13 protein-coding genes are annotated in these 12823 nt (G+C 40.1%); 11 read left to right on the forward strand and 2 right to left on the reverse strand.

Going from position 1 to position 12823, the window contains the following annotated elements:
• Positions 1-7: 7 nt before the first annotated feature.
• The 4 genes from AC1M87_RS14225 to ychF all read left to right on the forward strand — a co-directional run bounded on the left by AC1M87_RS14225 (position 8) and on the right by ychF (position 3778).
• Positions 8-841 (forward strand): MetQ/NlpA family ABC transporter substrate-binding protein, encoded by an 834-nt coding sequence (locus AC1M87_RS14225; RefSeq protein WP_481594059.1) that lies wholly within the window; start codon positions 8-10, stop codon positions 839-841.
• Positions 842-852: 11 nt separating this feature from the next.
• Positions 853-1923 (forward strand): methionine ABC transporter ATP-binding protein, encoded by a 1071-nt coding sequence (locus AC1M87_RS14230; RefSeq protein ID WP_481594060.1) that lies wholly within the window; start codon positions 853-855, stop codon positions 1921-1923.
• On the forward strand, positions 1904-2563 hold the full coding sequence (locus AC1M87_RS14235) for a methionine ABC transporter permease (RefSeq protein ID WP_092766235.1): 660 nt from the start codon (positions 1904-1906) through the stop codon (positions 2561-2563). Before AC1M87_RS14230 ends, AC1M87_RS14235 begins: the two co-directional genes overlap by 20 nt.
• Positions 2564-2686: 123 nt before the next feature.
• Entirely contained in the window at positions 2687-3778 is a 1092-nt protein-coding gene (gene ychF, locus AC1M87_RS14240) for a redox-regulated ATPase YchF (protein WP_035264512.1), read from the forward strand.
• Positions 3779-3838: 60 nt separating this feature from the next.
• On the opposite strand, the gene AC1M87_RS14245 is transcribed toward ychF, so the two are convergent.
• A complete protein-coding gene (locus AC1M87_RS14245) occupies positions 3839-4393 on the reverse strand; it encodes an Mpo1 family 2-hydroxy fatty acid dioxygenase (protein WP_481588338.1) in 555 nt (184 codons plus the stop codon).
• 99 nt (positions 4394-4492) lie between these two features.
• Here AC1M87_RS14245 and AC1M87_RS14250 point away from each other — a divergent pair, with 99 nt between their 5' ends.
• A complete protein-coding gene (locus AC1M87_RS14250; protein WP_481594061.1) occupies positions 4493-5185 on the forward strand; it encodes a Crp/Fnr family transcriptional regulator in 693 nt (230 codons plus the stop codon).
• Between the two features lie 66 nt (positions 5186-5251).
• On the opposite strand, the gene AC1M87_RS14255 is transcribed toward AC1M87_RS14250, so the two are convergent.
• A complete protein-coding gene (locus AC1M87_RS14255; protein WP_481588340.1) occupies positions 5252-5734 on the reverse strand; it encodes a hypothetical protein in 483 nt (160 codons plus the stop codon).
• 125 nt (positions 5735-5859) lie between these two features.
• On the opposite strand from AC1M87_RS14255, the gene AC1M87_RS14260 reads away from it, so the two are divergent.
• The 6 genes from AC1M87_RS14260 (at position 5860) to AC1M87_RS14285 (ending at position 12628) form a co-directional block, all read left to right on the forward strand.
• Positions 5860-6588 carry an AzlC family ABC transporter permease gene (locus tag AC1M87_RS14260; RefSeq protein WP_092766232.1) on the forward strand — a complete coding sequence of 243 codons (729 nt, stop codon included), beginning with the start codon at positions 5860-5862 and terminating at the stop codon, positions 6586-6588.
• Complete coding sequence (gene ygaH / locus AC1M87_RS14265; protein ID WP_035264532.1) at positions 6585-6926, forward strand: L-valine transporter subunit YgaH; 342 nt, start codon at positions 6585-6587, stop codon at positions 6924-6926. The genes AC1M87_RS14260 and ygaH overlap by 4 nt, the downstream gene beginning before the upstream one ends.
• A gap of 185 nt (positions 6927-7111) precedes the next feature.
• Positions 7112-8329: a formate-dependent phosphoribosylglycinamide formyltransferase gene (gene purT / locus AC1M87_RS14270; RefSeq protein WP_481588341.1), complete on the forward strand. Its 1218-nt coding sequence runs from the start codon at positions 7112-7114 to the stop codon at positions 8327-8329.
• Between the two features lie 23 nt (positions 8330-8352).
• Complete coding sequence (glnD, locus tag AC1M87_RS14275) at positions 8353-11019, forward strand: [protein-PII] uridylyltransferase (protein ID WP_481594062.1); 2667 nt, start codon at positions 8353-8355, stop codon at positions 11017-11019.
• Positions 11020-11050: 31 nt separating this feature from the next.
• A complete protein-coding gene (dapC, locus tag AC1M87_RS14280) occupies positions 11051-12220 on the forward strand; it encodes a succinyldiaminopimelate transaminase (RefSeq protein ID WP_481594063.1) in 1170 nt (389 codons plus the stop codon).
• A gap of 102 nt (positions 12221-12322) precedes the next feature.
• On the forward strand, positions 12323-12628 hold the full coding sequence (locus AC1M87_RS14285) for a transposase (protein ID WP_481594064.1): 306 nt from the start codon (positions 12323-12325) through the stop codon (positions 12626-12628).
• Positions 12629-12823: the final 195 nt, after the last annotated feature.

The raw sequence follows: 12823 nt of genomic DNA on the forward strand, positions 1-12823 counted from the left end.
AGCGTTCATGTCTACTTCAACACAATCATCTAAATTCATCAAAATTGCAGTCGTCATCGTCGCAGTACTGGCGGCCTTAGTGGGATATCGTTATATCAGTCAAAACTCAAATGATAAAGTGATTAAAATCGGTATTAGCCCACCCTATGCTGAATTACTGCAAAGTGTCGCTGAGGATGTAAAAGCACAAGGAATCCATCTCGAATTGATTGAGTTTTCAGACTGGCAAGCACCCAATGTCGCTGTACAAAATGGTGATATTGACGCTAATTTCTTTCAACAAAGTGTTTTTCTAGCGAATGCAGTGCGTGAAACAGGCTATGACCTTGTGCCTTTTGCGAAAGGTTCAGGCAGTCATGTCGGACTTTATTCAAAAAAATATCAATCCCTACAGGAAATACCTGATCAAGCGAAAGTAGTCGTACCGAATGATCCAGTTAACATGGCACGTGGTTTAAATTTGCTGGCTCGTGCAGGCTTAATTCAAGTCAAAGATATTAATAATGAGCTCACCAGCACCCGAGACATTATCAGTAATCCTAAAAAACTCAAGATTATTGAAGTTGAAGGCCCGCAAACCGCGCATGCTTACAATGAAGCTGACTTAATTATGGGTTTTCCTCATTATTTGAAAATGGCAAAAGTTGCTGATCCTACGTCTGCACTGTTATTAGATCCGATTAATAAAAAATTTGCGATTTTGTTTGTAACGCGTCGAGATTATCAAGATCAGGATGACAAATTAAAAACTGTGGTTGAAACCTTCCAAAACTCTGCAAAAGTCCGTCAGATTCTAGACAAAGACTTTGGACAAGGTTTGTGGTTTGAAGGCTGGAAATAAGGAGAATGATCATGGTGAGTTTTGGTTCACACATTGAATTTGCAGTACCCCATATTACAATTCGTCATTTAAATAAGTATTACGATGTACAAGGAAAACTAGTTCACGCACTCAAAAAGATTAATTTGGATATTCCCGAAGGAAAAATTTTCGGCATTATCGGCAAAAGTGGTGCGGGCAAATCTTCATTGATTCGCACCTTAAATGGGTTAGAAACTATTTCTGATGGTAGTATTCATATACATCAACATGATCTAGGGCAGCTTAATCACAATGAGTTAATCGCCCTACGCCAGCGTATTGGCATGATTTTTCAACATTTTAATTTACTATCTGCCAAAACAGTTTGGGAAAATGTCGCGCTTCCATTGAAAATCGCAAAAGTGCCTGCTACTGAGATTCAAACTCGTGTGGATGAGGTTTTAAATCTAGTCGGTTTAGCTGAAAAGCATCATCACTATCCATCACAATTATCGGGTGGGCAAAAACAACGAGTTGGGATTGCCCGCGCATTGGTCAGTAAACCTGAAATACTATTGTGCGATGAGGCAACATCGGCACTTGATCCAGAAAGCACATCTGTTGTTCTATCTTTACTGAAAGAAATTAATCAAAAATTAGGACTCACCATCGTTCTCATTACACATGAAATGCAGGTGATTCGTGAAATTTGTGATCAAGTGGTGGTTATTGATCAAGGTGAAATCGTTGAATCAGGGCAAGTTTGGTCAGTCTTCTCTCATCCCCAGCAAAAAATCACACAAGAACTCCTCAATTTGGAACAGCTTGATTTGCCATTCCAGTTACATCAAGAGCGAGCTGCACATTTAACGCATACTATTTTGAAAATCAGCTATGCAACTGATTTGAAAAATCCTCCCAACTTAAATGATGTACTTTCTAAAATTGCACTGCCTGTGCATTTATATCAAAGCCATGTAGACACCATTCAACATCATTTGGTTGGCTCACTCATCGTAGGTATTCCTCAATTAGATGTTGATGTGCATTCACTCCATAAGCAATTCCACCATAAAACATCACAAATCGAGGTGCTTGGCTATGCACAACCAGCTCATTGATCTTTTAATTACGGGTACCATTGATACTTTGTTAATGGTCGGTATTTCTGCATTTTTAGCGCTTCTTATTGGATTGCCTATGGCTGTAATCCTCGTCAATACCTCAGAAAATGGGATTTATCCATCAAAAAAAATCAATCATGCCTTGGGTTGGGTGGTAAATATTACGCGCTCTATTCCCTTCTTAATTTTAATGGTGGCACTCATTCCCTTCACTCGACTGATTGTAGGGACCAGTTATGGGGTATGGGCTGCGGTTGTACCTTTAACTATAGCGGCTACACCTTTTTTCGCACGTATTGCGGAAGTCAGTCTACGAGAAGTTGATCATGGACTCATAGAAGCTGCACAAGCCATGGGCTGTAATCGCAAACAAATTATTTGGCATGTGCTTTTACCAGAAGCACTGCCTGGTATTGTTGCAGGTTTTACTGTCACGCTTGTAACCATGATCAATTCCTCTGCGATTGCGGGTGCTATTGGTGCGGGTGGTTTAGGTGACATCGCCTACCGATATGGCTACCAACGCTTCGATATGCAAATTATGTTGGCGGTGATCATCGTATTAGTCGTATTGGTCATGCTGATTCAAGCTTTGGGTGATCAATTGGCACATAGTTTGGACAAACGTAAAATCTAATTCACACTATTCAATTGAGTCTCATCTGTCTTTTCGAGAAACATCCAAGCCATGACCTGACTTTGTCATGGCTTTGATGTAAAATCACCGACAATTTTTAAATAACACTTTGTGAGTCTTTTCATGGGTTTTAATTGCGGTATTGTCGGCTTGCCGAACGTTGGTAAATCTACACTTTTCAATGCATTGACGAAAGCTGCTATTGCTGCAGAAAACTTCCCATTCTGTACCATTGAACCAAACACCGGCATCGTTCCTGTTCCAGATCCACGTTTAGATAAATTAACTGCTATTGTTAAACCTCAACGTGTTATTCCAACCACAATGGAATTTGTAGACATCGCAGGTTTAGTTGCTGGTGCTTCTAAAGGTGAAGGTTTAGGGAACCAATTCTTAGCCAACATTCGTGAAACTGATGCAATTGCACACGTAGTACGTTGTTTTGAAGACGAAAATGTTATTCACGTGAACGGCAAAATTGACCCACTTGATGACATTGCAACTATTAACACTGAGCTTGCTTTAGCAGATTTAGAAACAGTATCAAAAGCGGTTACACGTTTAGCAAAGTCTGCGAAAGGTGGTGATAAAGAAGCTGTTGCAACAAAAGCTGTACTAGAAAAAATTCAGCCATTACTTGATGAAGGTCGCCCTGCTCGCGCAGCTGATCTTGATGACGACGAGCGCAAATTAGTTCGTGGCTTTGGTTTATTAACCCTTAAACCAACAATGTATATTGCTAACGTTGCTGAAGACGGTTTTGAAAACAATCCACACCTTGATGCTGTTAAAAAATTAGCAGCAGAAGAAAATGCCATTGTTGTCCCACTTTGCAACCAAATCGAAGCTGAAATTTCTTTGCTTGAAGATGATGAGCGTGCTGAATTCTTAGAAGCGATGGGCATGGAAGAACCAGGTCTTAACGTGGTTATTCGTGCAGGTTATGGCTTACTTGGCCTACAGACTTATTTCACTGCAGGCGTTCAAGAAGTCCGTGCTTGGACTGTAAAAATTGGTGCGACCGCTCCTCAAGCTGCTGGTGTGATTCACACTGATTTTGAGAAAGGCTTTATTCGTGCAGAATGCATTGCCTATGACGATTTTGTTCAATACAACGGCGAAGCTGGCGCTAAAGAAGCTGGAAAATGGCGTCTTGAAGGTAAAACTTATGTCGTTCAAGATGGTGATGTTTTACATTTCCGTTTCAACGTTTAAGTTATTAAAAAACAGCCGAAAGGCTGTTTTTTTTTGCAAAGATTATTTAAAAGAATGAGATCATGGATTTTGAGTTGAAGTACTCGAGTGATTTACGTGTTTATGGTCCATGTCATAGCGTAATTGTTTAGCTCGAACCAATACTTTCTCTTCCAGTTTCTTACGTAAACCAATAAGAAATATAAATTCTGCTACGACAAATAAAGGACCTATAGCGAGTCCAACAAGATCATCCACAAAAGCTGGTTTTTTCTTTTCATAATAGTGCCCAATAAATTGAATAATCCATCCCACAATAAAAAATCCAGCACTTACCAATACCCAAGAGGATGTCGCTAAAGCTGCTACTTGTGTGGCTGGTTGATAAATTAAAGCAAATAGCACTGCCATTACCACACCAAAAATGAGATCCAAACTCAAGTAATAAATCACTGATGCGACGATCAATAACATTGCAAGATCAATGGAATATCCAGCAACTGTAAATTGCGCTTTGGCTGCAAAACACAAGATCGAAAATACAATCAAGGGAATTCCAATAAAATGCGAAAATACGTTTTTACGATCTAGGTGATAAGCTGCATATTGTCCAAGCAAGCTCTCTAAACGAGTCATGTTATCATTCCTTTTTCTGACTATTTCCTTCAATATATATAAATGTAAACCAATAAGTTGTCGACTAGACGACAAATAAACAGCATAAAAGGGATAATTTTGCTTTTAAATCAATACGTTTATCTTTTAAAAAATAATTGGTGGTTTAGCCAGTTTGATCATGAACTACAACAGCTGATGCTCGAACATGCTCAGCTCATTGAATATGGCAAAGAGCAACTGATATTTTCTAAAGCTGATCAATTTGATGGCATTTATGCCGTGATTGATGGTGCTGTTCGTTTAGCACATATTGACGTAGAAGGTCGTGAGGCGGTGACAGTTATCGCAGATCCCATTATGTGGTTTGGTGAAATTTCGTTGATTGATCAACAACCCCGCTCTCATCATGCGATTACCAGTAAAAAATCCAAAATCCTCAAAATAAGTCGTGTAGGACTTGATCTAATTTTAGAACAATATCCAAAATTTTGGTTTTATCTGGCCCAATTGGTCAGTCATAAACTCCGTTATGCTTTCATGGAGTTGGTCTCTATTCAAACACAACCCCTTATTCAACGTTTAGCACAAAGATTAATCTTTATCTTAAATGGATACGGTAATCTCAAAGAGATTGAAAAAAACACCATCAACCTATCTCAAGAACAATTGGCACAAATGTTGGTCTGCTCAAGACAGACCATTAATCAAGAACTACAGCATTTAGAAAAAATTGGCGCAATTAAAGTTGCATTTAAAAAAATTGAGGTGATTGATCTCAATCAACTTAAAGTTTTAGCCGATCAAACTTAACCGACTAAAGATGAAGAGCTTCAGTAAAATCTGGATTAATCATTGTATTGGGTTGGCTAGGGTCACTTAAAATAATTTTGTATACGCCTTGGTGTTTCCTAATTCTGGTTGCTCAATTGCAGTTTTGCACTGGGCTTTATCGCGTTCATAATTGGCTTGACGCTGTGCGAGCTGCCCCTCACTTTCCACGATTGCACGCGCCCAAGCATCTATGGTTGTTAGCGCTTTTCGACAAAGCGCATATTTCCCTTCAGTCACTGAGTCGGTCATTTTGACATTAATACGCCAATCCAACACCAATTGACGCACAGGCTCGCGTACTTGTGATGGTATAAGCGCTTTATTGGCTTGATACAGAATAGGATCAACCTGATTAATCAATTGCCAAGCATGATTTGCATATTCAGTTGCATCATTGGTCAACTTCGGTGCTTCTTTAATTTCAACCTTTTGATCGGCAGTTTCTGCCTGACCACCACAACCGGATAAAGTGAAGATGAGGAATGTAGTCAATGCAGCTAATTTAAAGGGAGATTGAATCGCAAACATGACATCGCTCTAATAAACTATTCGGCACTATGCTAGTAAATTCGGGTAGAATACTCAATCTCGTTTTATACCTTTTGTTCCAATCTCCAATTAGGTTTATCGTGACCCAATCAAGCTCCCCACACATGACACCGGCAGGTTTTTGGCAAGGTGCCAAAGATAGTCAAGCCATCATTTTCACCTATTTGCCTGTTTCATTCGCGTTTGGTGTATCTGCAACTCAATTTGGTTTTACAGCGTGGGAAGCATTATTTTTATCCTGTTCGATGTATGCAGGTGCCAGTCAATTTTTGGTGGTTGCCTTACTCGGCAGTGGCACTTCTATCTGGATGACAGCCTTAACTGTAATAGCGCTTGATATTCGACATTTGTTATATGGCCCTGCTTTACAAAACTTAATTCAAGATAAACTCAATCTGAAAAAAACTGCAATTTGGTCATGGGGCTTGACCGACGAAGTCTTTGCATCAGGCATGATTAAACTGTCGCAACGCCGTCAAGAATGGTCTGAATCTTGGATGCTAGGTCTGAGTCTGTTTAGCTGGTTGTCTTGGGCACTTGGATCTTTTCTCGGGGGCTTATTTGCAGATCAAGTCAGTCATCTTCCCCAATTTTTGCAGGCAGCGCTCGACTTTCTATTACCTGCACTTTTCTTGAGCTTCTTACTAGCTGCATTTGAGAAAAAACATACCTTTGTCGTGACCATCACCATTATTGTTTCTGCTATTGCCTGTTACTTTATCGATTTATCTGCAGCGATATTCATTGGCATAAGCTCCGGTATTTTGGCTGGTCTGTTTAAACATTATGTACTGAAGCAACATGATCCTTTGCACACAGGTGAACAATCATGAATCTAGAAATTATTTGTGTCGGTATTCTGGTCGGCATCGCGAATTTCGCCTCACGCTTTGGTCCTTTTTTTGTGATTCAGAGACTACAACAAGGTCGCCAGAAACGCGGTGCTCTTTGGCTTAAAATCGCCCTTGGATCAATCGGTATTGCTGCGATCAGTTCAATGCTCGTGGTCGCGACTTTACCGCCGCTCTTAGAAACACCCAATAAGAGCGTTGCCATGTTAATTGGTTTTATTGTGCTCTCGGGTTTGTATTTCAAATTTAAACAGATTGTACCTGCAACACTCACAGCGGCACTCACATACGGTTTGGTGTATACCTATTTCCCACTTTAAAACATTTCTCGCGTATTATTCATTCAGATTCTAAATTTATAAGCCTGATCCTCGGATAAGGCTTATAAATTTTTATCAATAAAAAAATTAAACGATATCAAAATAATTTCTTGCTTTTTCTTGTATTCATCGCGCTCAAGAGGTTTTAGTTCTGATATGCTAAAAGTCCATAATATCAAGCACGGATGAATCAAATGCTTATTACACTCGGTACTCCACTTCAATCTTCGGCGTTTAAAGTTCTATTATTGGGTTCAGGTGAGTTGGGTAAAGAGGTGGTAATATCATTACAACGATTAGGTGTAGAAGTACATGCGGCAGATCGCTATGACAATGCACCTGCCATGCAAGTTGCTCATCACTCCTACACATTGAATATGGCGGATCCAAAAGAATTAAAAAAACTGATTGAACAAGTTCAACCTCATTTAATTGTTCCCGAGATTGAAGCCATTGCCACTGAAGTCTTAGTGGAAATCGAAGATTCTAAAACTGCCGTAGTTATTCCCTCTGCGAAAGCCGTCAATCTCACCATGAATCGTGAAGGAATTCGTCGCCTCGCAGCTGAGGAACTAGGGCTACCAACCTCGGCTTATCGTTTTGCCAATAGTTTGGAATCATTCCGTGCAGCATGTGATGATATTGGCTATCCAAATTTTGTAAAACCTGTGATGTCATCATCAGGTAAAGGACAGTCACGCGTAAAATCTTTTGATGAAGTCGACGCGGCTTGGGAATATGCTCAAACAGGTGGTCGTGTCAATCAAGGCACTGTCATCGTAGAATCGCAAATTGATTTTGATTTCGAAATTACATTACTCACAGTACGGGCAAAAAATCCTGAAACAGGAGAAATCGAAACGCACTTCTGCGATCCTATTGGACACCGTCAAGATGCAGGTGACTATGTAGAAAGCTGGCAACCTCAACCTATGAGCACAGCTGCCCTTGGTGAAGCAAAACGTATTGCCAATAAAGTCACAGTAGCACTAGGCGGTTGCGGTATTTTTGGTGTGGAATTATTTATTAAAGGTGATCAAGTTTGGTTCAGTGAAGTTTCTCCTCGTCCACATGACACTGGATTAGTCACACTTGCATCTCAATATCAAAGTGAATTTGAACTTCATGCCCGTGCGATTTTAGGTCTTCCAGTAAATACGCAACGTCACAGTGTTGCTGCAAGCGCTGTGATCTATGCAGGTGTTGATGATACGAATTTGTCATTTTCTGGCTTAAATCTTGCTATGCAAAACCCTAATGTCGATTTACGACTTTTTGGTAAACCTGAAGGCTTTAAACGTCGCCGTATGGGGGTTGCAACTGCACGTGCTGAAACAACTGACTTAGCACGCGAATTAGCGTCTGAAGCCGCTTCAAAAGTAATTGTAAATCAAAACAAATAATTCATTAGGTAGGCCATCATTTCATGATCAATACGTCTCCATTAGCAAACTATGTTTCGAGTAATCACGACATCAAGGCAATTAATCAATGGCGCTCAGATGTTGAAAATCAATTACAACATGAGTTTGAAAATGGTAAGGCGATACGTGAGATTATTCTCACTCGATCAAATCTGATTGATGAGGCGCTTAAATTCCTTTGGCAACATGCTGAGTTAGATCAAACCGATCTGGGTTTGTTCGCTGTAGGAGGTTATGGTCGTCGTGAAATGATGCCCTACTCTGATGTCGACATTCTGATCCTTTCAGAAGATGATCTTACACAAGAACAAGAAAATGCCATTACCATTTTTATTTCCTCTCTATGGGATGTTGGAAATTTTAAACCTGGCGTAAGTGTAAGAACCATTCAACAGTGCTTTGAACAGGCCATGAATGACTTAACGGTAGCTACATCTCTCATTGAGTCTCGTTTAATTATTGGCAATGAACACTTAGCGAAATGGCCTCGTCGTGTTGTTTCACAAACTTGGACGGATAAAACCTTCTTTGATGCCAAGATGGAAGAACAAGCCAAACGCTACGCTCAGCACAACAACACTGAAAGTAATTTAGAACCTGATATCAAAAATGCACCGGGCGGCATTCGAGACATTAACCAAATTGGTTGGATTGCAAAACGGCATTTCCGAGTAAATCGTATATACGATCTTGTACATTTAGGTTTCATTTCTGAGTTTGAACTTGGGGTTCTCGAAGATGCTGAGAATTTTCTCTGGGAAATTCGTCATCATTTACACCGCTTAACTAAGCGTGATGAAAACCGACTATTGTTTGATTACCAACGCGATATCGCAGCAAAATTTGGTTACCACAAAGTCGAAGATGAACATATCAATTATCCAATTGAACAGTTCATGAAACGCTACTATCGAGCAGCTCAGCAGGTTTCAACCCTGAATGAAATGCTACTCGCCTATTTTAATGAGTCTGTCATCACGCCTCGCTTACCCAACTATGAGCGTAAAATTGAAGAAGTGAATGAAAACTTCAAATTGGTGGATGGTAAACTCGCAGTTCAACACCATAAAATTTTTGCAGAGAAGCCTACAGCCATCCTTGAGATTTTCTATATCCTAGCAAATCGCCCTGATATTGATGGTATTCGAGCTCGTACACTTCGATTGCTTACTTTAGCTGCAAAACGCATTGATCAAGCGTATAGAGACAATCCAGTTAATCAAGCCTTGTTTATGGCGATCATCCGGTCACCAAATAACTTATATGAAACATTGCTTGCGATGAAACGTTATGGTGTACTCGGCAACTATATTCCTGCATTTGGGCAAATCATGGGCCTTATGCAATACGATTTATTCCATATCTATACTGTAGATGCACATACGCTCCTACTCTTACGTAATTTAAATCGTTTTAAAGCACCCGAATTTGCTAAAGATTTTCCTGTCGTAAGTTCGGTATTCCAGCGTCTGGTGCGCCGAGACATCGTATTCCTCGCTGCTTTGTTCCATGATATCGCCAAAGGCCGTGGTGGAGACCATAGTGAATTGGGCGCGGTTGATGCCATTGAGTTCTGTAGCAAGCACGGTTTTACTGAGCGTGAGTGTAATCTTGTTGCGTGGTTGATCCAAAATCATCTATTGATGTCGATGACTGCGCAGAAAAAAGATATTTCTGATCCAGATGTTGTAAAAGATTTTGCCGAGAAGCTCGGTGATATGGAACACTTAGACTATCTGTATACGCTTACAGTGGCTGACATTAACGCAACCAATCCTAAGCTTTGGAACACATGGCGCGCATCGCTCATGCGTCAGTTATATACCAATGCTCGTGACGTTATTCGTAGTGGTTTGGGTCGTCCTGTCGATTACCAAATGCTGATCGAAGATACCAAATTTGCTGCAAGTGAATTACTTGTCAATGATTATGCTTTAGAAGCCGTTGAAAAAGTTTGGCAAGAACTTGGTGACGAATACTTCCTCAAAGAAACTGCAGATGAAGTCGCATGGCATACACGTGCAATCCTAGATCATGGTGATAATTCAGCACCATTGGTGATGATGCGCGCGCACCGTAAATCAGCGCAAGATGCTGTGCAGATTTTTATTTACACTCAAGATCAACCTAATCTTTTTGCCACCACTGTTGCAGTTCTAGATCGTATGAATCTAGATGTACAAGATGCACGCATTATTACAGCAACTAAATCCTTTAGCTTAGACACCTACGTGGTGCTTGATCGTTTTGGCACATTAGTGACAGATCCAGAACGTGAAAATACGGTAAAAGAATCATTGGTGCACGCATTAACAGATTCACAAAATTATCCAGGTTTAATGCAACGCCGTATTCCACGCCAACTTCGTCATTTTGATATCGAAAACACAATTGATATTACGTTGAACGAGGCGCTACAGCAAAATATGGTCGAGATCTCTACCCTCGATCAGCCTGGATTACTTGCCCGTATCGGTGGCTTATTTATGATGCAAGGTCTCGATATCCATTCCGCGAAAATCGCCACCTTGGGTGAGCGCGCAGAAGATATTTTCTTTGTAACCAAAAAGAATGGCGAACCTATGAATTTAACTGAAGCTCAGGCTTTTGCTGAACAATTAAAAGCAGCATTAGATGAGGCTTCAAATCAGGTCTGTAATCATCATTAAAATTTAGATTTAACCCGACGGTAACTGTTTCATGAACTCTAGTTTAAACCTATTACATCCTTATCCATTTGAAAAGTTGAATAAACTTTTTCAGGATGTAAAACCTGCAAATCTTCCGTTAATTCCATTGTCAATTGGTGAGCCAAAACATCCTGCACCTGAATTCGTAAAACAAGCTATTGTCGATAACTTCAATCATCTTTCGACATACCCAAACAGTAAAGGCTTACCAGAATTACGTGAAAGTATTTCGCAATGGCTCACACGCCGTTTCAAATTAAATGCTATTAGCGCAGAAGATCATATTTTACCTGTGACTGGCACACGTGAAGGAATTTTCTCATTCGTACAAGCGCTGATCAATCGTGATGAAGCGCCTTATGTAGTTATGCCGAATCCCTTTTATCAAATTTACGAAGGTGCAGCTTTACTCGCTGGCGCTCAACCCTATTTCATCAACTGTACTGAAGAAAATGGTTACCTTGGCGACTTCGATGCTGTCCCTGCGGAAGTATGGGAGAAGACAGCTTTGCTCTTTGTCTGCACCCCCGGAAATCCGACAGGTGCTGTGCTTTCAAAAGAACAGTTCAAAAAATTAATTGCGCTCTCTGATCAATACAATTTTGTCATCGCATCTGATGAATGTTATTCAGAACTATGGTTTGATGAAGCACCAGTTGGCTTATTAGAAGTTTGTGCAGAATTAGGTCGTGATGACTATAAAAACTGTATCGTATTTCACTCTCTGTCTAAACGTTCTAATTTACCAGGTATGCGATCTGGCTTTGTTGCAGGTGATGCTAGTCTATTAAAACCTTATTTAAAATTCCGCACTTACCACGGTGCTGCAATGCCAGTACAGCATCAATTGGCATCGATTGCTGCATGGAATGATGAAGCACATGTTGAAGAAAACCGTAAACAATACCGTGCTAAATTTGATTTATTCCAACAAGAATTAGGTCATTTGCTACCACTGAAAAAGCCTGATGCGGGTTTCTATTATTGGTTAAAGGTCGATAATGATGAAACTTTTGCCAAAATGCTGATGGAAAAAGCACATATCAAAGTTTTACCGGGTCGTTATTTATCTCGTGATACTGAACAAGGCAACCCAGGTGAAAACCATGTTCGTCTTGCTCTCGTAGCAGATTTAGACCAATGTAAAGAAGTTGTTAAACGCTTAAAATCAATTCTCTAATCGTGCATGATCTTTAATTTTAAGCCCTCTTTTTAGAGTGTAGTGGTTTAATAAAGTTGGACACTAAATTAGGTGATAATGTATTCACCAAAGAGGTGCTCAATGAAAACAAGACGAACATTCACTCCAGAATTCAAATTAGAGGCAGCTAGCCTTGTGCTTGATCAAGGCTATTCAATTTCTCAAGCCTGTCGTGCTTTAGATGTTGGACAAACAGCATTAAAACGTTGGGTCGATCAACTTCAACTAGAACGTACAGGTCAAGCTCCAACAGCCACTGCTTTAACTCCCGAGCAAAGAGAAATACAGCAACTTAAAGCTCGTATTCATCAACTCGAACAGGAGAAGATTATTCTAAAAAAGGCTACAGCTCTCTTAATGTCAGACGAATTCAAACATATGTGTTGATCGATCAATTAAGAAAGCTAAGCTCTGTTAAATTACTATGTCACGTCTTTGGTGTACTTCGTTCAAGTTACTACCATTACTGTTCAAAAAGTAAAAGTTCGAACCCAGATCGCATCAAGCTTAAAGTGATGATCAAGAGTCTTTTTAGACAGAGTCGTTGCTCTCTCGGCAGTCGTGGAATTCGATCAATGCTAC

The organism is Acinetobacter sp. 24-47-62, assembly GCF_056779765.1.

What these genes read in the sequence shown, in the direction of transcription:
- AC1M87_RS14255 (WP_481588340.1), bottom strand. Translation starts at nt 5,734, where the DNA reads ATGTTTGCGATTCAATCTCCCTTTAAATTAGCTGCATTGACTACATTC.
- purT (WP_481588341.1), top strand. Translation starts at nt 7,112, where the DNA reads ATGAATCAAATGCTTATTACACTCGGTACTCCACTTCAATCTTCGGCG.
- ygaH (WP_035264532.1), top strand. Translation starts at nt 6,585, where the DNA reads ATGAATCTAGAAATTATTTGTGTCGGTATTCTGGTCGGCATCGCGAAT.
- dapC (WP_481594063.1), top strand. Translation starts at nt 11,051, where the DNA reads ATGAACTCTAGTTTAAACCTATTACATCCTTATCCATTTGAAAAGTTG.
- AC1M87_RS14260 (WP_092766232.1), top strand. Translation starts at nt 5,860, where the DNA reads ATGACACCGGCAGGTTTTTGGCAAGGTGCCAAAGATAGTCAAGCCATC.
- glnD (WP_481594062.1), top strand. Translation starts at nt 8,353, where the DNA reads ATGATCAATACGTCTCCATTAGCAAACTATGTTTCGAGTAATCACGAC.
- AC1M87_RS14230 (WP_481594060.1), top strand. Translation starts at nt 853, where the DNA reads ATGGTGAGTTTTGGTTCACACATTGAATTTGCAGTACCCCATATTACA.
- ychF (WP_035264512.1), top strand. Translation starts at nt 2,687, where the DNA reads ATGGGTTTTAATTGCGGTATTGTCGGCTTGCCGAACGTTGGTAAATCT.
- AC1M87_RS14225 (WP_481594059.1), top strand. Translation starts at nt 8, where the DNA reads ATGTCTACTTCAACACAATCATCTAAATTCATCAAAATTGCAGTCGTC.
- AC1M87_RS14245 (WP_481588338.1), bottom strand. Translation starts at nt 4,393, where the DNA reads ATGACTCGTTTAGAGAGCTTGCTTGGACAATATGCAGCTTATCACCTA.
- AC1M87_RS14285 (WP_481594064.1), top strand. Translation starts at nt 12,323, where the DNA reads ATGAAAACAAGACGAACATTCACTCCAGAATTCAAATTAGAGGCAGCT.
- AC1M87_RS14235 (WP_092766235.1), top strand. Translation starts at nt 1,904, where the DNA reads ATGCACAACCAGCTCATTGATCTTTTAATTACGGGTACCATTGATACT.